The organism is Ensifer sp. EB106-05-01-XG146, assembly GCF_058791875.1.
Genome location: NZ_JBYTDX010000001.1, coordinates 2,851,737 through 2,872,500 on the forward strand (window position 1 = coordinate 2,851,737; position 20,764 = coordinate 2,872,500).

Below are 20,764 nucleotides of genomic sequence, written 5' to 3' on the forward strand. Positions count from 1 at the left end.
CAAAGGTCGCCGCAGCACTATGAAAAGCTGCATGTTTTACTCATGCAGCGGGCATCATTTCATCACTTCATCGCATCCGCGATCGACGCGGGCACATCCTTGTTCAGAGACTTCTTCCAGCCGTCGGCGACCGTCGCCTTGGTCACGGCAAGCGAGTCGACCACCAGGAAAGGCTCGGCCTTCTTGCCGACCAGCGCCCCTGCCGCGGCGCGCGCTGCGGTGACACCGATATTGTAGGCTTCGTCGGCGACCAGAGCTGCGATGTTGCCGCCCTTGACCATGTCGAGTGCTGCCGGTTCGTTGAGGTCGAGCGTCACGATCTTGGTGTGGCTGTTGCCGGCGCCGCGCAGCGTCGAAAGCACGCTCAGTGCCGGCTCCGCCCAGGTCACATAGATCCCGTCGAGATCCGGGTTCTGGGTGATCATGCCTTGCGCGATTTCCTCGCTGCGGGCCGGATCGGCCATGCCGGCCTCGGCAACGATCTTCATGTCGGGATAGTCCTGCTCGATCGTCGACTTGAAGGCGCCATCGCGCTGGTTGGTCACGTAGAAGTCGGCGTCATGATAGATATAGCCGAGCTTGCCCTTGCCACCGAGCGCATCCGCCATGGCAACGGCCGCCTTGTTGCCCATCTGGAAAAGGTCGTCCGAGACGATCGTCACATAGTCCTTGCCGTGTTCGTAACCGGCCGGCGAATTGTCGACGAAGGCGAGCTTCACACCGGCGGTGCGTGCCGGATCGTAAACCACGGCGGCGCTTGCCGGGTCGACCGGCAGCGACAGGATGATCGAGGGCTTCTTGGCAAGCACCGTCTCGACATCCGCCTTCTGGCGGGCGGCATCAAAGCCGGCATCGGTCTGTGCGACCACCTCGACGCCAAGGCGCTTGAACTCGTCCTGGGCGCCGCTGTTGACCGCGTTGGTGTATTCGCTCATCTCGTGCCAGACGAGCGCTGCGGTAAACTTGCCGTCCTTGATCTGCTGTTCCTGCTCCGCCGTCAGCGTCAGGCTGCCCGCCGGCGTCGGCGTCTCGCCATGCGGACCCGTGGTCTTGCCGTCAGCGGCAAAGCCGGATGTCGCGGCAAAGACCGTTGCCAGCAACGCGAAGTGTTTCACTGCCCTGTGCATATCTGCCTCCCTTTTAGGAATGACGCCGCCGGAAGCGTCCTCTCTCCCGGCGGCCACCTGATTACTTGGCCGCGTCGAGCACCGACTGCGGCGCATCGCGGTTGAGCGACTGCTTCCAGCCGTCCGCGACGTTTTCCTTGGTGACGGTCAAAGCCGGGGCAACGACGAAGGCCGGCGTCTGCTGTCCGAGAAGCGACTTCAGGCCGGTCGCAGCCATGGCGCGTCCAAGCTCATAGGCCTTGTCGGCAACAAGCGCGGTGACGTTGCCGCCCTTGACCATGTCGAGCGCGACCGGTTCGGCAAGATCGAGCGTGACGATCTTGGTCTTGGTATTTCCGCTCGAGCGCAGGGCAGAGAGCACGCCGTCGGCAGGCTCGGCCCAGGTCACGTAGATACCGTCGAGATCAGGGTTCTGCAGCAGCATGGCGCTTGCCAGCTCCTCGGCACGTGCCGGGTCTGAGATGCCCTGCTCGGCAACGATCTTGATATCCGGATAGTCCTTCTCGATCGTCGACTTGAAGGCCTGGTCGCGCTGGTTCGTCACATAGTAGCTGGCATCGTGGAAGATGTAGCCAACCTTGCCCTTGCCGCCGATCGCCTTGGCCAGCGCATCCGCCGCCTGCTTGCCCATCTGGAAGAGATCGTCGGTAACGATCGAGGCATAGTCCGTGCCCTGCTTATAGCCGCTCGGCAGGTTGGAGAGGAACACGAGCTTGCTGCCATCGGTCACTGCCTGGCGGAATGCTTCGGCCGAGGTCACCGGATCGAGCGGCAGCGCCAGGATGACGTTCGGCTTGGCGGCAAGCGCGGTTTCGATATCGCTGCGCTGGCGGGCAGCGTCGAAGCCGGCATCCGTCGTCACCGCGATCTCGACGCCGGCGCGGGCAAACTCATCCTTGGCACCGGCCGAAACGGCGTTGGTGAAGTCGGACGAGGTATGCCACAGCAGCGCCGCCTTGTAGCCCTTGCCCTTGAGCGCGCCGATATCGGCATCGGTCAGGGCGACATCGGCGCTCGGCGTCGCGCTCTCGCCGGACGGACCCACCGTCTGGGCAGAGGCGGCGTTTGCGGCAAGCACGAAACCGCTGACGAGTGCGGCAGCCATCAATTTCTTCAGAAGCATTGTCGTTCTCCCTCTTGTTTGGCAGTTCAGTCCATGACGCCGCAGTAGCGCGCCATGAAGGCGGCAAATCCGACGATCCCGGCGAGGTATTCCTCCACCTCGACCCGTTCCTCGTAGGTATGGCAATTGCGGATGTCGCCGGGCGCGCAATAGACGGCAGGCACACCCAAGCGGTTGACGAAGAATGGCGATTCCGACCAGAAGGGCGCGCCTTCGATGACGCCGCGCCCAGCCATCGCTTCGGCCATGGCGGCTGATAGCGCACCGACTTCGCCCGCCGTTTCGTCGATTTCAGCCGCCGTGCCGCCAAGCGCATGGTCGCGGCCGGCCGGATAGGAAAACTCGACCGTGATTTCCGGATCGGTGATCGCCGAGCGCACCGCAACCTCGATCTCGGCCGCCGCCGTGTCCAGCGATTCCCCTGGCAACAGTTTGCGGATCAGCGACAGCGTGCAACGCTCGGGCACGGCGATGTAGCCGCCGCCGGCAAGGCCGGTGATCAGCAGGAAACTGCGACCGATCAGCTTGTGCTCGGCCCGCGCGGCGATCTCGTCGGAGTGTTTCCAGAGAGCCGACATCGCCGCGTGGCTGGCGCGCAATGCATCCTTGCCGAGTTCGGGTACGCCGAAATAGGCGGACTTGCCTGTAATCGTGATGTCGGCGATGAAAAATCCGATCTGCGCCGGATAAACCGAAAGCCGTGTCGGCTCGACATAGACGACGAAGTCCGGACGGACGATGTCACCGGTCTCGATGCGTTCGACCAGATCCTTGATACCGGCGGAGACACCGGTCCCCGGCTGACCGCTTTCCTCGTCGCCGACGAAGGCAAAGGCCACGTCCCCGGCCAACGCAACGCCGGACTTGTCGAGCAGCGACAGCGCCGCCAGCGATGCGCAAATGCCTGCCTTCAGATCGCCCGAGCCGCGCCCCCAGACCGCCCCATCGATGATCGGTGCAGCGAAGGGATCCTCGCGCTCGGTACCGGCCCAATGCTCGCGCCAGCCGTCGACATGCACCGTATCCGTATGGCCAATGAACAGCAGGCGTGGCCCCTTGCCGCGCCCCTTGCGCTCCGCCCAGACGTTCGGCCGACCCGGCAGGAACTCCGCCGTTTTCAAGCCTTCCAGGCCAAGGCGCTGCATCGTTTCGGCCAGAAAGGCGACGAAATTCGCCTCGTTGCCGGTAATGCTCTCACGCCCGATCGCGCCACGAAAAAGATCAATCGCCGTCTCGCGATCAAGCGCCGCTCGCAAACGTTCGACCAAGCCGTCATTCATCGTCATCACATCGCCTCCCGAAGCGCGTTGACGTTTGCCCGCGGCAGCGAAATCCGGCCATCGGGCGCATCGACCCCGAACAGGGTGTTGTGCAACTGACCGAGCCCGATCGCCGCCGCCCCGATGATCGCGGCGCGCGCGCCGAGTTCACCGGTCTCCACATTGACCGGATAGGGGAAGCACTGCGGCAGGAAGGCTTTTACCCGCTCAAGCATTTCCGGCCGGAGTCCGATGGATCCGCCCAGGATGACCTTCTGCGGGTTGGCGATCGCGGCAATCGCGGCAACGCCGGCTGCCAGATACCGCGCAGTGTCATCCAGCACCGTCAGCGCTGCCGCATCGCCCGCTTCTGCCTTGGCAAAGATGGTGGGCACGGCAACGGTCTTGCCCGAAAGCGCCGCGTAACGTTCCGCCATGCCATGCGAGGCAACCGCGCGCTCGAAGGCGCCGGTGCGCAGCGATTCCGCCTCGAACGGGTCGGCGCCGAGCGGCAGGAAACCCATTTCGCCGGCCGCATTGCTGACGCCGCGCACCAGATGGCCGCCGACCATCAGGCCGCTGCCGACGCCGGTGCCCAGCGCCACATAGGCGAGGTTGTCGATCCCCTGCCCCTGGCCCAGCCAGTTTTCGCCAAGGACGGCAAGATTGACGTCGTTTTCGAGCATGGCTCCAAAACCGAGCACCTCTTCGAAGGCGCCGACGACATCCATCGTGTCGAAGCCGGCAATGTTCGGTGCAAGCAGCACACGGCCGGTCTCGCTGCAGGGCGCGCCGGGAACGCCTACCACCGCAAGCTGGATCTTCTCGCGAGCGATCTTCTGTCGGTCTGCCGCATCAAAGGCCATGGCAGCGATCTGCTCTACGACGAAGCGGCCGCCCCGCGGATCGGTCGGCGCCGTGTCTTCGGCAAAGATCTGGCAGGCGAGATCGGTGATCGCCACGCGCACCTTCGTGCCACCGAGGTCGACGGCGATGATGAAGGCGGCATCGCACACCAGTTCGTAGGTGACGGCAGTGCGCCCGACATGGCCGCTGGTGCGCCCCGTCTCCTGCACCCAACCCTCTTCTTCGAGGCCGCGGACGATCTCCGAAATGGTCTGCTTGGAAAGGCCGGTCTGCTTCGAGATCGACGCACGCGAAATCGGACCGCCCTGGACGATCGCCTCCATGACGGAGCGCTGGGAGAACTTCCGGGAGATGCGCAAGCTGTCGTTCACGGGGACCTCTTTTAATTCGTTCTGTTACCGAACTTATTAACATCATGCATCGCTGTCAATCTTACCCGATGGGATTATCTTTCGTGGCCAACGCCGCGATCACTGGAAAGCAGGTAGATCGCAATGACGCATTCGGATGCGTCGCCATTTGCGATATGCTAGATGAAATCAGATTGGCGCTGAGAGGCGCTTTTTCTCACGAAATCAGTGGCATGACCGTCTCGACAGCTCTCGTTCGGCGAACCGCAAAATGCTCGGCTCTGGTCGTGCAGTTTGATGAGAATGTCGTAGACAGGCTCTGGTCGGGGCGGATCAGGCCCTAAAATCCGGCATCCAATCCAACTAGGGTCGCAATCAATGGCAGAGTTTCCGCAAAAGGCGAAAGTCGTAATCATCGGGCTGGGTGGCATCGTCGGTGCTTCGATCGCGCACCACCTGATCGAGCGCGGCTGGGACGATATCGTCGGCATCGACAAGTCGGGCGTACCGACCGATATCGGCTCGACCGCACACGCCTCGGACTTCTGCTACACCACCAGCCACGACTATCTCTCGGTCTGGACGACGCAGTATTCGATCGATTTCTTCGAGAAAATGGGCCACTACGCCCGCATCGGCGGCCTGGAAGTGGCGCGCACCGGCGACGATGTCTGGATGGAAGAGATCAAGCGCAAGCTGTCCTCCGCCAAGGCCTTCGGCACCCGCGCCCACTATGTCTCGCCGGCTGAAATCAAGACGATGTTCCCGCTGATCGAAGAAGATCAGGTCATGGGCGGCATGTTCGACCCGGATGCCGGCCTCGTCATCCCGCGCTCGCAGACGGTTGCCGGCAAGCTCGTCGACGCCGCGGAAAAGTCCGGCAAGCTGCAGGTCTTCGGCAACACGCCGGCAAAGTCGCTGATCGTCGAGAACGGCCGCATCAAGGGCGTCGTCACCCATCGCGGCACGATCATGGCGGACCACGTCATCGTCTGCGCCGGCATCTGGGGTCGCCTGATCGCTGAATTGGTCGGTGAGGACCTGCCGGTCATGCCGGTCGACCATCCGCTCACCTTCTTCGGCCCGTACAACGAATTCGAAGGCACCGGCAAGGAGATCGGCTTCCCGCTTTTGCGTGACCAGGGCAACTCGGCCTACATGCGCGACACCGGCGACCCGAAGACTACCGAGGGCGGCCAGATCGAGTGGGGCTATTACGAGACCACCAATCCGCGCCTCTGCCATCCACGCAACATTCTTGAAAAGCACGAGGCGCGCCTGTCGCCTTCACAGCGCGACCTGGAGATGGAACAGATCATCGAGCCGCTCGAGCGCGCCATGGAACTGACGCCGATCCTCGGCGAACTCGGCTACAACGAGAGCCATTCCTTCAACGGCCTGCTGCAGGTCTCGGCCGCCGGCGGCCCCTCCTGCGGCGAGAGCCAAAAGGTGCGCGGCTTGTGGTACTGCGTCGCCATCTGGGTGAAGGACGGCCCCGGTTATGGCAAGCTGATCGCCGACTGGATGACAGACGGCCGCACCGAGATCGACCACGCCTCGATCGACTATTCCCGCTTCTATCCGCACCAGCTGGAAGAAAAGTTCATCGAGGGCCGCTGCTTCGAGGCGGCGCAGAAGATCTATTACCCCGCCGTGCACACCCGCGAACCCTATGCCACCGGCCGCAACGTCAAGCGCTCGCCCTTCTACGAGCGCGAAAAGGAACTCGGCGGCTATTTCATGGAACTCGGCGGCTGGGAGCGCGCCCACGGCTACGCTGCCAACGAGCACCTTTTGGAGAAGTATGGCGACCGCGTTCCGGTACGTGAAAACGAGTGGGACAGCCGCCATTTCTGGCGCGTCTCCAACGCCGAGCATCTGGCGATGAGCGAGGACTGCGGCATCGTCAACCTCTCTCACTTCCATATGGTCGACATCGAAGGTACTGACCATGTCGAGCTGCTCGAATGGCTGTGCGCCGCCAAGGTCGGCGGCGACGGCAACATCGGCAAGGGCATCTACACCCACTTCCTCGACGACGAGGGCATGGTACGGGCCGACTTCACCGTCTTCCGCATGGCCGACCGCTGCCGCCTGGTGAACGGCGCCGACGCCGGCCCGCGCGACTTCCAGTACATGCGCCGCGTCGCCGAAGATCGCGGCCTTGACGTCACCATCACCGACGTCTCGGAGAAGTTCATCACCATCGGCATCTGGGGTCCCAATGCCCGTGAGACGCTGAAGAAGGTGGTTGCCGATCCCTCGGGCCTCGACATCGAGAACTTCGCCTTCGCCGCGATCAAGCCGATCGAGATCGCCGGCAAAAAGGTCACCGCCTTCCGCATCTCCTATGTCGGCGAGCAGGGCTGGGAACTGCACATGAAGTACGAGGACGGCCTCGCCGTCTGGGACGCGCTGCGCTCGACCGGCGTCATGGCCTTCGGCGTCGAAACCTATGCGAACTCGCGCCGCATGGAAAAGAGCCTGCGCCTGCAGAACGCCGACCTGCTTACCCAGTACAACCTCATCGAAGCCGACCTTGCCCGCCCGAAGGTCAAGGACGTGGACTTCCGCGGCAAGGCCAAGCATCTCGAATACAAGGCGCGCGAACATCAGCCGGCCATGCTCTGCACGCTCGTCATGACGGAGAATACCGACAAGAACGGCGTGAAGCGCTATCCGGTCGGAACCCTGCCGGTGATGGATCCTGAAACCGGCAAGGTGCTGGTCGATGAACTGGGCCGCCGTTCCTACACCACCTCGATCGCCTTCGGCCCGACGATCGGCAAGAACATCGCGCTTGCCTATCTGCCGTGGTCCCATTGCCAGGTCGGCCGCAAACTCAACGTCGAATACTTCGCCGAGACCTATCCGGTCGAGGTCGTCGGCGTCGGCTACAAGCCGCTCTACGATCCGGAAAACCTGAAGCCGCGCAGCTAAGCCATCCGCATCAGCCCCCAATACATAAAAGGCCCGCTCGGATCCGAGCGGACCTTTTCAATGGTCTGCAGACCTAACGAGGTCAGGGCAGCACGTGTCCTGCCGCCGTGAAGAGACGATACCAATCCTCGCGCGACAGCGTGATGTCGGCGCCGGGCGCGATATCGCCCAAACGCTCGGGACTTGTCGTTCCAAGCACCACCTGAATGTTGGCCGGATGGCGGGCGATCCAGGCATAGGCGATCGCGGAAGCCGATACCCCGTACTTGCCCGCGAGTTCGTCCAGCAACCGGTTGAGTTCCGGAAAGTTCTTCTCGTCGCCGACGAAGACGCCGCCGAAGAAACCCTGCTGGAACGGTGACCAGGCCTGCAACGTCATGCGGTTGATGCGCGAATAGACGACCACTTCCCCGTCGCGATCGATCGATTGCTCGAGACCTGCCATATTGGCGGCGATTCCGAAGGCGACCGAAGGCGCATGCGCAATGCTGAGCTGGATCTGGTTGGCGACGAGCGGTTGGCGGACGGCGGTCTTCAGAAGATCGATCTGCCGCGGGGTGTGGTTCGAGACGCCGAAATGCCGGACCTTGCCAGCCGCCTGCAATTTGTCGAAGGCGTCCGCCACCTCCTCCGGTTCCACCAGCGCATCCGGGCGATGCAGCAAGAGAAGATCGAGATAGTCGGTCTTCAGCGCCGCAAGCGATCGATCGACCGACTGCAGAATATGATCTTTGGAGAAATCGAAATAGCCGCGACGGATTCCGCACTTGCTCTGGATGACGATCTGTTCGCGCTCAGTCGGCTTCAGCCGCAACGCATCGCCGAAACGGCGCTCGCAGGCATGCAGTTCGCCGCCATAGATATCGGCATGGTCGAAGACGTTGATGCCGACGTCCCGTGCCTTCCCATAGAGCCGGCTTATGGCGTCGTCGCTGAGATCGGCAATCCGCATCAGGCCGAGAACGGCAGAGGAAACGGAAAGGTCGGTTGGTCCCAGATTGAATCTTTTCATCGGCTCGCACCATCAACATCGTTTCGAGGGAGGATTTTCGCACAGGGACGGAGTGGTCGGCCTTGCGAAATCTTTGATCCTCAATTTCTAAGCAGCCTGAGGGCGCTTGGCAAACGCCTTTGAGGCAAACCGTGGAAACGCTGTGGCTTGCTGTGCCCAAGCGGAAAGGCCCGAGCATCGACCGTCTCAGCAGGTGCAGGCGTTCGGAGCGGACGCCAAACGCCCGCTCCGTGCGTGGACCGGTCAGGCAGCGGACCGATAGCGCTCGGCCGGCAACGACTGTGCAAAATTCGGCAGCATTGCCTGCCGTGCCGTATCGAGGGTGTTCCACTGGCCGGCATCGGGAAGCGGCGGGATGGTTACCAACTCGCGTCGATCGTAGCCGATCAGCGCCGCATCGACGAGATCGCCGACCTCCATCACACCGGGGAGCGTCTCGACATCGACGCCGGCATGATCCCAGATCTCGGTGCGCGTCGCTGCGGGCAGAACCGCCTGAACGTAGACGCCCTTGGTGGCGAGTTCGACATTCAAGCCTTGAGAAAGGAACAGCACGAAGGCCTTGGTCGCGCCGTAGACGGTTGCGCCCATCTCCGGTGCAAGCCCGACGACCGACGCGATGTTGATGATCGCCCCCTCGCCTCTCTCCGCAAACCCCGGAGCTGCCGCATGCGCGAGCCTGGTGACTGCCGTTACGTTGAGCGCGATCAGCTTCGAGATGTCCTCGCTCTGCTGCTGAAGAAAGCCTCGGGGGATAGACGTCCCGGCATTGTTGACCAGCACGCCGATGCTCCGGTCTTCGCGCAGCCGCTGCTCGACCTTGGCGAGGTCCTGTGCGTCGGTCAGGTCCGCCGGGACCACATCCACCGCCACGCCGGTTTCGTTCTTGAGGCGCTCAGCGAGCGCGTCGAGCCGCGCCGCATTGCGCGCGACCAGAACGAGATCATGACCGCGACGGGCAAATCGCTCCGCATAGACGGCGCCAATGCCGGTCGAGGCACCGGTTACAAGGACTACTGGCTTCCTGCTCATCGATTGGGCTCCTTCAGTTTATTCATGATAACTATCATGTATTTGGATATATGATGACTATCATGTATATTGTCAATCGAAATTTCAGGAGACGATGATGCGCGTGAGCCGGAAGCAGGTCGAAGAGAACAAGAAGACAATTCTGGAGGCGGCGGGACAGCTGTTCCGGGAGCGCGGCTTCGAATCCGTCACCGTTACTGATGTCATGAAGGCGGCAGGCCTCACCCATGGCGGCTTCTACGGCTACTTCAAGTCGAAGGAGGATCTGATCGCGCAGACATTGGCCGGTCTGCAGGGAGAAACCGAGCCGCTAACGGTGGATCTTGCATCCGTCGCCCGACGTTATCTTTCGCCGGAGCATCGGGACGATTTCGGCCACGGCTGCCCGCTTGCAGCCCTTGCGTCGGAGGTAAGCCGCCAGCCCGGTTCCGCACGGTCGGAGATGACGGACGTCCTCAAGCGCCAGTTCGCCCGGTTCGGCAAGGTCGCGCCGGGCACGGATGAGCATGAGAAGCGTCGCGCGGCAATCGGCAGTTCTGCGGCCATGATCGGCGCGCTTATCCTGGCGCGGATGACTGACGATCCCGACCTGTCGACGGAAATCCTCGATGAGACGCGGGTGTGGCTTTCCGACCGCGATCACGGAAAGCTGAGAAGCCAAGGTCCTTCCGACGGCAAGAGCGACGCCGGAAGCTGAACCATGTCGCGGAAAAATGCGCAGCGGTTTGCGATCACGGCGCACGGCAATTCAAGATATTGGAGCGCAAGCGGCAGAGCGGAACGGCGGCCACGTGCTTGGCATATCCTCTAATGCACCGAATTCGTTCGCAGATCACTGCGCCGGAACGATACCAGGCGAAACACGGGAATCGTTGATGCGGGGCGTGAAGCGCCCAAAGACAAACCGTTAAAGCGCGTCTCGGGTCGAGCTCGGAGCAACCTGTCCAACGATCCGCCCATCGCGTCTTATCCCGTCACCGGGCGGCGATCCCTTATCGCACCGTCACCGGGCCTCCGGCCAGCCGAATTTCTTCGTCCAATAGCCGTTCCAGTCACTCACCGACTGCTGCGTTCGCCGGTAGATCCGCTCGGCTTCCTCCTCCGCCTTCAGAGCCGCCGCGAGCGCCGCATCGTCCTTCGCATTGGCGCGCGCCTTTTGTGCGATGTCGAGACCGATACGCGCTTCGTTCTGGGCATCCGCCAGGAACTGACCGGAGCTATAGCCTTCGGCATCGGCAACATAATGCAACTGGTCGCCGGCGGTTTTCAGCTTATAACCGAGCACGATCTCGGTTTCGGCAAAACGGCTGCGATTGCCGCGCACCGTCGCGGTCAGCGCATTGGCGATGGCCTCTTCGTGTCTGAGACCGGGATTGTTGAGCAGTTCAGCCTCGACCCGGCCGGCGAAAATCTCACCCTGCTCGTTGAGGATTTCCTTCAGCACTGCCTTCACATTGGGGTCGTTGGATCTGAAACGGTCGGAGTTCAGCAATTCCAGCGCCGTGCCGACAAAAGCGTCGGCCCTCGCCTTCAGCTCCAGTATGCTGTTGTTGATTGCACCCTGCGCCTGCGTCGTTGCTCTGCCAGGCTCCGCTGAAACGCCGTTCGCGGCCTTGAGGATGTTGTTCGCGCTGTCGGCAGAACCGGCTTTCTCCTCGGCCTCGGCCGTTGTCCGCCTGAGGATTTCCAAGGCAACGTTGCTCGTCGGCGATATGGTGGTCACGCGTGGGTCTCCGCGGCAAAGGCGGCGCTCCTGCACCTGCCTGCCGAATGGGTGCGCACAGCCTCATGCCATCGCGAGAATCAAGAATGAAAGCAACTATCGATTGTATGTCTTAATAAACGGGTAACGCCGGTCATAGAAGCAGACGACGCCGCCACCTCCCCCGCCCCTCTCCACCCGATGAGGATTGAAGGTGACCTTGCCCCCAAGTTTTATCCAGTTTTGAGTTTGCTCCAGCGGTTTTGGGTTGCTGTATTGGGGGCGGTAGCGGCGGGTTGCGGTGCGGAGCCATTCCGGCTGCGCAGCACCGCATCACGTCGCGGGTTGATTGTCTGAGCGAACTCGGCAGGTGTCATCCAGCCGAGTCCAGAGTGTGGTCGATGATCGTTGTAATCGCTGCGCCAGTTTGAAAGCGCCGATCGAGCATGGGCCAGTGACGAGAAGAGCGTCTCATTCAAGAGCTCGTCGCGCAGCCGCCCATTGAAGCTTTCGATGAAGGCGTTCTGGATCGGCTTGCCCGGCGCGATGTAGTGCCAATCCACCTTGCTCCGATCCGTCCATTGCAGGATCGCGTTACTGGTGAACTCACTGCCATTGTCGCTGACGATCATCTTCGGCTTGCCTCGTCCCTCGATGATCCGATCCAGCTCACGGGCGACCCGCAGGCCGGAGAGCGACGTGTCGGCGACGAGAGCCAGGCATTCCCTGGTGCAATCGTCGACGACCGTCAGAATCCGGAACCTGCGGCCATCGGTGAGTTGATCCGACACGAAGTCCAGTGACCAGCGATCATTGGCGGCAAGCGGGATCAGCATCGGTGCTCGTGTGCCTATCGCTCGTTTCCGACCGCCGCGCTTGCGCACCGTCAGCTTCTCTTCCCGATAGAGCCGGAAGAGCCGCTTGTGGTTCACAAGGTGACCCTCACGCCTGAGCAGCACATGAAGGCGTCGATATCCAAAGCGGCGGCGTTCATGCGCCAGCGCCTTCATCCGCTCGCGAAGGTCATGGTCATCGCTGCGCCTGGTTTCGTAACGGATCATCATCCGGCAAAAGCCGATGGCTTTACACGCCCGCCGTTCGCTCATCTGGTGGTGATCCATCAGATGAGCGACAGCTTTCCGCCTTGCTGCGGGCGTCACCACTTCTTTCCCAAAAGGTCTTTCAAGGCCGCTGGAGTGCCCCCCATTTCGCCAGACAAGTCAGCTATTGAGACAATGCTTGCGGGTTTCGGTAATTCGCGGACAGGGTTTCCATTAAATCCCGGACAGCGATTTCACTAAATCCGGGACAGCATTTCCGCTAATTCCCGGACAGCGATTCCGGTAAATCCCGGACAGTCTTTCGGCGATTAAAACATCGACTTTCGCACGCGCCGTTTTGCCATTCTGGACCCCGATTTGAGAGGGGTGCGGGGAATGGCGAAACGGAAGCAGGCGAGACTTACTGACGTGAAGGACATTCGATCGATATTGCGACTGACGCACGAACAGGGGCTTTCGGTTCGTGCGATATCGGAACGGCTGAAGATCAGCAAAACGACCATTTCGACCTACCTGCTGCGGGCGCGTGAGGCCGGGCTGACGGGCTGGCCGTTGCCGCCTGGCCTTGACGAGGACGCTGTGTTGCAGCGTCGCCTGTTCCATCGTCGCGGCCGCCCGCCCCAGGATATGCACGCGCCTGACTGGAGCCAGATCGCCAGTGAACTGAAGCGAAAGGGCGTGACGCTGACGCTGTTGTGGCAGGAATATCGCGAGCGGCACCCGAACGGTTATGGATACACTTGGTTCTGTGAGCGCTTCGCCGCTTTCGAACAGCGCGCCAGCGCCACTTTCCGCAATCGCCACACCGCCGGCGCGGCGATGCAGACCGACTATGCTGGTCACACCGTCCCCGTCATTGATCCGGCGACGGGCGAGATCCGGCCGGCGCAGATCTTCGTCGCGGTTCTGCCGGCCTCTTTGTACACCTTCGCCTATGCGAGCTTCACTCAACGGCTGCCAGACTGGATCGAGGGTCAGCAACGGGCTTTGAGCTTCTTCGGTGGCGTAACAAAAGCGATCGTCTGCGACAACCTCAAGGCCGGCGTTGCCAAGCCCTTGTGGTTCGAGCCGACCATCAACGCCACTTTTGCAGCATTCGCCGAACATTACGACACGACGATCCTGCCGACCCGCCCAAAACGGCCGAAGGACAAAGCCAAGGTCGAAGGCAGCGTTCTGATCGTTGAGCGCTGGATCCTGGCGCGACTGAGGAATGAGCGCTTCTTCAGCCTCGTTGATCTCAATGTGCGGATCAGCCAGCTCCTCGACGATCTCAATAACCGGCCGATGCGGCGTGTTGGCAAATCCCGACATCAACTCTTCGAAGCGATCGAACGCGACGCGCTCGCCCCCTTGCCAGCAACGCCATTCGAATATTCCGAATGGAAATCGGCAAAGGTTCATCCCGACTATCATGTCGAGGTCGATAAGGCCTTCTACTCCGTGCCGCACCGCCTGATTGGCCGCCAGGTCGATGTCCGGCTCACAAGCCGGATCGTCGAGGTCTTCCATGATCACCAACGCGTCGCCAGTCACCGCCGGACGTCGCAGCGGGCTGGTCACGTCACCGTCAACGAACACATGCCCAAGACGCATCAGCACTATGCCAACACCACCCCGGCGAGCCTGATCAAGCAGGCCGCAAAGATTGGCCGCAACGCTGCGATCCTGATCGAACGGCTGATGCGCGACAGGCCCCATCCCCAGCAGGGATACCGCGCCGCTCAAGGCGTTCTATCACTCGCGCGCCGGTACGGACCTGAGCGTCTTGAAGCCGCGTGCGATCGGGCGCTGACGATCAATGCGACCAGCTATTCCTCCGTCAGCACCATCCTCAAATCCGGCCTCGATCAAGCTCCACCAGCCGCCGAGCCGGTCAAGCCAGCCCCGCCGCATGGCAACATCCGCGGCAGTTCCTATTACCAGTGAAGAAAGGAAGACACTTGAATGCTCACACATCCAACCCTCGACCAGATGCACGCACTCGGTCTATCCGGCATGGCAGCAGCTTATCGTGAACTGGCCAATCAGCCCGAGGGCAGCGATCTCAACCGCGACGAATGGCTGGGTCTGATGCTCGACCGGGAGATGGCCGTGCGCGGTGACAAGCGCCTGACCAACCGGCTTGCAATCGCCAAATTGCGCTTCCCCGACGCTTGCATCGAGAACATCGACTTCGCCGCCCATCGCGGCCTTGACCGCAGACAGCTTCTCTCCCTGGCACAAGGCGAATGGCTCAAAGCCCATGAGCACTTGATCCTGACCGGACAAACGGGAACCGGCAAAACCTGGCTTGCCTGTGCCATCGGACGGCAAGCAGCCCGCCTCGATTATTCCGTTCTCTATGTCCGAATGCCTCGTCTCTTCGAGGATTTGGCACTGGCGCGCCTCGACGGTCGGTTCCCTCGATTGGTCGACAAGCTCGCACGTGTTCAACTGCTCATCTTGGATGACTGGGGAACCCATGCGCTCAGCGATCAGCAGCGGCTGGATCTCCTGGAAATCTTCGAAGAGCGCTACCGCAGGAAATCAACTCTGATCACCGCCCAACTCCCCGTGGCGCAGTGGCACGAGATGATCGGCGAACCAACCATCGCTGACGCCATCCTCGATCGCATCGTTCACAACTCTCACCGAATTGCGCTCGAAGGCGATAGCATGAGGAAGCAAAAGCAAACCTCGCTCTTGACCGAAACGCGAAACGCCGAAATCAATAACAAATGACATCAACCAGGCGAACGAAAGTCGATCCCGCGAGACTGTCCGCGATTTAGTGAAACGACTGTCCGGGATTTACCGGAATCGCTGTCCCGTTAATCCGAAATCCGCAACAATGCTTTGATGAATTCCCTTGGGGATGCCATTTTCAGCGCTGAATGCGGATGGATTTCGTTGTAATCCTCGATCCATCCATCGATGTTCCGGAGCGCTGTGTCGGCGTCGGGAATGGGTGAGATGCGTATGTAGTCGCGTTTCAGGGTTTTGACGAAAGCCTCCGACATACCGTTTGATTGAGGGCTGGCGACCGGCGTGAAGCACGGGACCAGATTGAGGGCCTGAGCAAACAGCCTGGTTTCCCTTGCTGTGTAGGCGCTGCCGTTATCGGACAGATGTTCGATGGCATGTGGGGCACGCGTGCCACCGAAGCGTTTCTCGACTGCTTCCAACATCATATCGCGGACGTCAGAACCGGAGATCCCGGCATTGGCGACCGCCGCCCACGAGATGATCTCTCGATCAAACGCGTCGATGATAAAAGCAAGGCGGACCACCTCGCCATTCCAGCAGGTGAACTCCAGGCCATCGGAGCACCAACGAAGGTTCGACCGCATCACCATGACCTTGCCGTCGTGGACGCGGCCCTTGCGCACGGCGGTGTGCTTCTCAAGGATCATGGCGTGGTTGGCCATGATGCGGTGGACCCGCTTGCGGTTGACGACCGGCTGATCGGCGGCCCGCCGCTGCCTGTTGAGAAGGGCAGCGATCCGCCGATAGCCATAAGTTGGCCTGGCATCCACCAGCTTGCGAATGGCAGGCAGCAGCTCGGCATCGTCCGCTTTGAGGTAGGGTCCGCGAGGCTTGGACTTGCCCTTCAGACGTTCGGAGAGATTAGAACGCGACACGTGTAAGGCCTCCGCCACCGCCTTCATCGGGAACCGCCCTTCGGCAACAATATCGGCCGCGATATCGGTTTTTTTGACTGGGCTTTGGAAAGGGCTTCGCGAAGAATCTCGTTCTCCAGCGTCTTGCGTCCGAGAATGCGCTCAAGCTCGCGCACTCGATCTTCCAGCTTCTTCACCTCAGAATTGCCGATTACCGGCTCGTCGGAGTCCACCGCCACCGCACCTCCCTCGCTCAAGAGCCGACGCCAGCGATAGAGAAGGTTTGGCGCAACTCCATGCCGCCGAGCCGCAGAGGAAACCGTCTCCCCTGGGGCATAGCTCTCCTCGATGATCTGCAGTTTGCGTTCCGTTGTCCAGCGCCGCCGCCGGACGTCACCGATCATCAGGTCAACCTGTCGAAACTCGTTAGACATAAGCCTATCCTCAAGCCTGTGCTTGAGCCTTCCTGCTTATGCTGAGTGTCCGGTCGAAAGTGGGGGCAGTTCAGCCGCATTGTCGAGCATCGCATCTGCCAGGAGCCGTTTCAGCTTCGTGTTCTCGTCTTCCAGCGTCTTCAGCCGCTTGGCTTCGGATACGTCCATGCCGCCGAATTTGGCCTTCCATTTATAGATGCTGGCATCGCTGACGCCGTGCTTGCGGCAAAGCTCCGAGACGGGCGTGCCAGCCTCGTGCTCCTTCAAAATGACGATGATCTGTTCGTCTGTGAAACGGTTGCGCTTCATTCCCTGGTCCTCTCAATGGGCCAGAGCTTACTTCAAAATGGATTATTTCAACGGGGCAAGGTCAAAGGACGCTCGCTCACCGCGTTGCGGCGCCCGCCCCTTACATCTGTCCGCTTAGCTTTGTTTGCGCTTGTTCCCTGCGGTTCAAACGTCAAAAAGCCCGCTGGATTTCTCCATGCGGGCTTTTTTTGATTTGGTTGCGGGGGCAGGATTTGAACCTGCGGCCTTCAGGTTATGAGCCTGACGAGCTACCGGGCTGCTCCACCCCGCGCCATCGCGGTAAACCGCTTTGCGGTTTATCCGCTTATTCCGGGTTTTGCCGGAGGCAAAATCCCGTTGTTTGTCTGTTCCGAGCTTAGCAAAACAAAAGGGCCGCTTGAGGGCGGCCCGTGTTTCGGCTGGGCCGAGGGATGAAGAGAAGGTGATCTTTGTTTTCCGGATTTTATCTTGCGCTTTGCAGACCTGGCAGCGACCTACTCTCCCGCGTCTTAAGACGAAGTACCATCGGCGCTGGGGCGTTTCACGGCCGTGTTCGGAATGGGAACGGGTGCAGCCACCCCGCCAGAACCACCAGGTCGGCAAAGCGCAAGATTTGCGTCTAGCGGACGCAAACCGGATTGAGAAGCTGGTGAGTTGGTCGAGCCAACTCGTTTTGTTTTGAACACGTCGCTCATCTGAAGATGAGCATGAGCAATGGGAACGATCAAGCCAATCGAACGATTAGTACTGGTAAGCTTCATGCGTTGCCGCACTTCCACACCCAGCCTATCAACGTGGTCGTCTTCCACGGTTCTCAAGGGAATACTCGTTTTCAGGTTGGTTTCCCGCTTAGATGCCTTCAGCGGTTATCCATTCCATATATAGCTACCCTGCTATGCCCTTGGCAGGACAACAGGTCCACCAGAGATATGTCCATCCCGGTCCTCTCGTACTAGGGACAGATCCTGTCAATATTCCTACACCCACGGCAGATAGGGACCGAACTGTCTCACGACGTTCTGAACCCAGCTCACGTACCGCTTTAATTGGCGAACAGCCAAACCCTTGGGACCTGCTCCAGCCCCAGGATGCGATGAGCCGACATCGAGGTGCCAAACAACCCCGTCGATATGGACTCTTGGGGGTCATCAGCCTGTTATCCCCGGCGTACCTTTTATCCGTTGAGCGATGGCCCTTCCACGCGGGACCACCGGATCACTATGACCGACTTTCGTCTCTGCTCGACTTGTCAGTCTCGCAGTCAGGCGGGCTTATGCCATTGCACTCGACGACCGATTTCCGACCGGTCTGAGCCCACCATCGCGCGCCTCCGTTACTCTTTCGGAGGCGACCGCCCCAGTCAAACTACCCACCATACACTGTCCCGGATCCGGATAACGGACCGCGGTTAGACATCCATGACGATAAGGGTGGTATTTCAAGGATGGCTCCACAAGAACTGGCGTCCCTGCTTCAAAGCCTACCACCTATCCTACACATGCCGACACGAATGCCAGTGTAAAGCTATAGTAAAGGTGCACGGGGTCTTTCCGTCTGACCGCAGGAACCCCGCATCTTCACGGGGAATTCAATTTCACTGAGTCTATGCTGGAGACAGCGGGGAAGTCGTTACGCCATTCGTGCAGGTCGGAACTTACCCGACAAGGAATTTCGCTACCTTAGGACCGTTATAGTTACGGCCGCCGTTTACTGGGGCTTCGATTCAGAGCTTGCACCCCTCCTCTTAACCTTCCAGCACCGGGCAGGCGTCAGACCCTATACGTCGTCTTGCGACTTCGCAGAGCCCTGTGTTTTTGATAAACAGTCGCTACCCCCTGGTCTGTGCCACCCCAACAGACTTGCGTCCCTTGGGGTCACGCTTCTTCCGAAGTTACGCGTGCAATTTGCCGAGTTCCTTCAGCATAGTTCTCTCAAGCGCCTTGGTATACTCTACCTGACCACCTGTGTCGGTTTCGGGTACGGTCTATACGGTGGAGCTATTTCCTGGAACCGCGTCCCCGCCCACACAATCCAATAAGTGTGAACAAGTTAAGCGATCCGTCACTACCACCAGGCCCACGAATATTAACGTGGTTCCCATCGACTACGCGTGTCCGCCTCGTCTTAGGGGCCGGCTAACCCTGCTCAGATTAACTTTAAGCAGGAACCCTTGGTCTTTCGGCGAGAGGGTCTCTCACCCTCTTTATCGTTACTCATGTCAACATTCGCACTTCCGATACCTCCAGGACCCCTCACGGGTATCCCTTCACAGGCTTACGGAACGCTCCGCTACCACACGTCTTGCGACGTATCCTCAGCTTCGGTGCATGGCTTTAGCCCCGTTACATTTTCGGCGCAAAGACCCTTATTTAGACCAGTGAGCTGTTACGCTTTCTTTAAATGATGGCTGCTTCTAAGCCAACATCCTGGTTGTTTTGGGATCCTCACATCCTTTCCCACTTAGCCATGACTTGGGGACCTTAGCTGGAGGTCAGGGTTGTTGCCCTTTTCACGACGGACGTTAGCACCCGCCGTGTGTCTGCCGACTAGTACTCCTCGGTATTCGGAGTTTGGTTAGGATCAGTAAGACGGTGAGTCCCCATAGCCCATCCAGTGCTCTACCCCCGAGGGTATTCGGTCGACGCACTACCTAAATAGTTTTCGCGGAGAACCAGCTATTTCCGAGTTTGATTGGCCTTTCACCCCTAACCACAAGTCATCCCAATCTATTGCAACAGATGCGGGTTCGGTCCTCCAGTTGGTGTTACCCAACCTTCAACCTGCTCATGGCTAGATCACTCGGTTTCGGGTCTAATGCGACGAACTGAACGCCCTGTTCAGACTCGCTTTCGCTGCGCCTTCACCTATCGGCTTAAGCTTGCTCGTCACACTAAGTCGTTGACCCATTATACAAAAGGTACGCTGTCACCCTTGCGGGCTCCAACTGTTTGTAGGCATCCGGTTTCAGGTTCTATTTCACTCCCCTTGTCGGGGTGCTTTTCACCTTTCCCTCACGGTACTTGTTCGCTATCGGTCATGCACGAGTACTTAGGCTTGGAGAGTGGTCTCCCCATGTTCAGACAGGATTTCACGTGTCCCGCCTTACTCAAGGACAATGAGTGTTCTACGTGTAAGGGGCTATCACCCTCTACGGCCGACCTTTCCATGTCGTTCCACTTTATTCCTCATTGCCACTGGCCTGGTCCGCGTTCGCTCGCCACTACTTGCGGAGTCTCGGTTGATGTCCTTTCCTGCAGGTACTTAGATGTTTCAGTTCCCTGCGTTCGCTTCTTACCCCTATGTATTCAGGATAAGATACCTTTAAACAATGCTTGGAAACCTAAGCCGTACTTGCGCACGACTTAAATTTTCCAAGCATTTAAGGTGGGTTCCCCCATTCGGAGATCCATGGATCAAAGCTTATTCGCAGCTCCCCACGGCTTATCGCAGCGTATCACGTCCTTCATCGCCTGTGCATGCCAAGGCATCCACCAAATGCCCTTTTGACACTTGATCGTTCTCATTGCCAATGCTCATCCTTAGTTGGGTTTGGCTAAGCTTGTCCCGCTCTCGCGGGGCAGCCAAACCTGGCTATCCGGGCACAACTGAATGTGCCTCAAGCCGCCCAACGACCCGGTTACCTTTTACAACCGAGCCAATCAGATGCCATCGACGTGTTCGATACGGTCGCTTTATTGGAACCACGCCGAGCGGTTCACTTGCGCCATATCTTAAGACCAGCTTCTCGAGATCTGTCCGGTGATGCGCGGTCAGGCAACACCAATCCAGCATGAACACCAGAAGGGCACTCTTGCGAGCACCCAAACAATGATCATGCCTCAAGGACAAGGCTTCCTTCCTACCTCCAGACCCTCCACCACATCCGGTCGGCTAGACCATCCATGGGTTCATCGGATCTGGGCTCGGACGTCTCCAACAACCTTTCGGCCGTCTTCAACACCTGGAA

12 protein-coding genes, 1 tRNA gene, 2 rRNA genes and 2 pseudogenes are annotated in these 20,764 nt (G+C 60.0%); 4 read left to right on the forward strand and 13 right to left on the reverse strand.

Annotated features, from left to right (window positions below):
- Window positions 1–62: 62 nt before the first annotated feature.
- The 4 genes from AC3WVQ_RS14220 to AC3WVQ_RS14235 all read right to left on the reverse strand — a co-directional run bounded on the left by AC3WVQ_RS14220 (window position 63) and on the right by AC3WVQ_RS14235 (window position 4,747).
- Window positions 63–1,127 carry a substrate-binding domain-containing protein gene (locus AC3WVQ_RS14220; protein WP_492382803.1) on the reverse strand — a complete coding sequence of 355 codons (1,065 nt, stop codon included), beginning with the start codon at window positions 1,125–1,127 and terminating at the stop codon, window positions 63–65.
- A gap of 61 nt (window positions 1,128–1,188) precedes the next feature.
- Window positions 1,189–2,250, reverse strand: coding sequence for a substrate-binding domain-containing protein (locus AC3WVQ_RS14225; protein ID WP_034798936.1), 1,062 nt, complete (start codon window positions 2,248–2,250; stop codon window positions 1,189–1,191).
- 26 nt (window positions 2,251–2,276) lie between these two features.
- Window positions 2,277–3,536 carry a M20 family metallopeptidase gene (locus AC3WVQ_RS14230; RefSeq protein WP_090298316.1) on the reverse strand — a complete coding sequence of 420 codons (1,260 nt, stop codon included), beginning with the start codon at window positions 3,534–3,536 and terminating at the stop codon, window positions 2,277–2,279.
- Window positions 3,536–4,747: an ROK family transcriptional regulator gene (locus AC3WVQ_RS14235; protein WP_492382804.1), complete on the reverse strand. Its 1,212-nt coding sequence runs from the start codon at window positions 4,745–4,747 to the stop codon at window positions 3,536–3,538. The genes AC3WVQ_RS14230 and AC3WVQ_RS14235 overlap by 1 nt, the downstream gene beginning before the upstream one ends.
- A 357-nt stretch (window positions 4,748–5,104) precedes the next feature.
- Here AC3WVQ_RS14235 and AC3WVQ_RS14240 point away from each other — a divergent pair, with 357 nt between their 5' ends.
- Window positions 5,105–7,666, forward strand: a complete 2,562-nt coding sequence (locus AC3WVQ_RS14240; protein ID WP_090298321.1) for a GcvT family protein — start codon at window positions 5,105–5,107, stop codon at window positions 7,664–7,666.
- Window positions 7,667–7,748: 82 nt separating this feature from the next.
- On the opposite strand, the gene AC3WVQ_RS14245 is transcribed toward AC3WVQ_RS14240, so the two are convergent.
- Together AC3WVQ_RS14245 and AC3WVQ_RS14250 are read right to left on the reverse strand one after the other, a co-directional pair.
- Window positions 7,749–8,678 (reverse strand): aldo/keto reductase, encoded by a 930-nt coding sequence (locus AC3WVQ_RS14245; protein ID WP_089045824.1) that lies wholly within the window; start codon window positions 8,676–8,678, stop codon window positions 7,749–7,751.
- Between the two features lie 243 nt (window positions 8,679–8,921).
- Window positions 8,922–9,710: an SDR family NAD(P)-dependent oxidoreductase gene (locus AC3WVQ_RS14250; RefSeq protein ID WP_060520324.1), complete on the reverse strand. Its 789-nt coding sequence runs from the start codon at window positions 9,708–9,710 to the stop codon at window positions 8,922–8,924.
- A gap of 97 nt (window positions 9,711–9,807) precedes the next feature.
- Between AC3WVQ_RS14250 and AC3WVQ_RS14255 the strand changes: the two genes are divergently transcribed.
- Window positions 9,808–10,407: a TetR/AcrR family transcriptional regulator gene (locus AC3WVQ_RS14255; RefSeq protein ID WP_089045823.1), complete on the forward strand. Its 600-nt coding sequence runs from the start codon at window positions 9,808–9,810 to the stop codon at window positions 10,405–10,407.
- Window positions 10,408–10,713: 306 nt separating this feature from the next.
- Here AC3WVQ_RS14255 and AC3WVQ_RS14260 read toward each other — a convergent pair whose 3' ends face one another.
- Together AC3WVQ_RS14260 and AC3WVQ_RS14265 are read right to left on the reverse strand one after the other, a co-directional pair.
- Window positions 10,714–11,433 (reverse strand): hypothetical protein, encoded by a 720-nt coding sequence (locus tag AC3WVQ_RS14260; RefSeq protein WP_090298324.1) that lies wholly within the window; start codon window positions 11,431–11,433, stop codon window positions 10,714–10,716.
- 212 nt (window positions 11,434–11,645) lie between these two features.
- Window positions 11,646–12,604: pseudogene (locus tag AC3WVQ_RS14265) on the reverse strand (IS3 family transposase); the annotation flags it as partial.
- Window positions 12,605–12,848: 244 nt separating this feature from the next.
- On the opposite strand from AC3WVQ_RS14265, the gene istA reads away from it, so the two are divergent.
- Together istA and istB are read left to right on the forward strand one after the other, a co-directional pair.
- On the forward strand, window positions 12,849–14,402 hold the full coding sequence (gene istA, locus AC3WVQ_RS14270) for an IS21 family transposase (protein ID WP_492382697.1): 1,554 nt from the start codon (window positions 12,849–12,851) through the stop codon (window positions 14,400–14,402).
- 18 nt (window positions 14,403–14,420) lie between these two features.
- Window positions 14,421–15,197: an IS21-like element helper ATPase IstB gene (gene istB, locus AC3WVQ_RS14275; RefSeq protein WP_060521043.1), complete on the forward strand. Its 777-nt coding sequence runs from the start codon at window positions 14,421–14,423 to the stop codon at window positions 15,195–15,197.
- 89 nt (window positions 15,198–15,286) lie between these two features.
- Here istB and AC3WVQ_RS14280 read toward each other — a convergent pair.
- The 5 genes and pseudogenes from AC3WVQ_RS14280 to AC3WVQ_RS14300 form a co-directional block, all read right to left on the reverse strand.
- Window positions 15,287–16,509, reverse strand: a protein-coding gene (locus AC3WVQ_RS14280) for an IS3 family transposase (protein ID WP_492382805.1) whose coding sequence is annotated in 2 segments (ribosomal slippage) — window positions 15,287–16,173 and window positions 16,173–16,509 — 1,224 coding nt in all. Because the reading frame shifts where the segments join, the coding sequence is not laid out codon by codon here.
- A gap of 72 nt (window positions 16,510–16,581) precedes the next feature.
- Window positions 16,582–16,818 (reverse strand): annotated as a pseudogene (locus AC3WVQ_RS14285) (transposase); the annotation flags it as partial.
- Window positions 16,819–17,012: 194 nt separating this feature from the next.
- A tRNA-Met gene (locus AC3WVQ_RS14290) sits at window positions 17,013–17,089 on the reverse strand.
- Between the two features lie 189 nt (window positions 17,090–17,278).
- Window positions 17,279–17,393: ribosomal RNA gene (rrf, locus tag AC3WVQ_RS14295) — 5S ribosomal RNA — on the reverse strand.
- A 124-nt stretch (window positions 17,394–17,517) separates the two neighbouring features.
- Window positions 17,518–20,313, reverse strand: a 23S ribosomal RNA gene (locus AC3WVQ_RS14300).
- Window positions 20,314–20,764 lie beyond the last annotated feature (451 nt).

Coding starts and splice junctions, on each gene's coding strand:
- AC3WVQ_RS14220 (WP_492382803.1), bottom strand. CDS start 1,127: ATGCACAGGGCAGTGAAACACTTCGCGTTGCTGGCAACGGTCTTTGCC.
- AC3WVQ_RS14225 (WP_034798936.1), bottom strand. CDS start 2,250: ATGCTTCTGAAGAAATTGATGGCTGCCGCACTCGTCAGCGGTTTCGTG.
- AC3WVQ_RS14230 (WP_090298316.1), bottom strand. CDS start 3,536: ATGACGATGAATGACGGCTTGGTCGAACGTTTGCGAGCGGCGCTTGAT.
- AC3WVQ_RS14240 (WP_090298321.1), top strand. CDS start 5,105: ATGGCAGAGTTTCCGCAAAAGGCGAAAGTCGTAATCATCGGGCTGGGT.
- AC3WVQ_RS14245 (WP_089045824.1), bottom strand. CDS start 8,678: ATGAAAAGATTCAATCTGGGACCAACCGACCTTTCCGTTTCCTCTGCC.
- AC3WVQ_RS14250 (WP_060520324.1), bottom strand. CDS start 9,710: ATGAGCAGGAAGCCAGTAGTCCTTGTAACCGGTGCCTCGACCGGCATT.
- AC3WVQ_RS14255 (WP_089045823.1), top strand. CDS start 9,808: ATGCGCGTGAGCCGGAAGCAGGTCGAAGAGAACAAGAAGACAATTCTG.
- istA (WP_492382697.1), top strand. CDS start 12,849: ATGGCGAAACGGAAGCAGGCGAGACTTACTGACGTGAAGGACATTCGA.
- istB (WP_060521043.1), top strand. CDS start 14,421: ATGCTCACACATCCAACCCTCGACCAGATGCACGCACTCGGTCTATCC.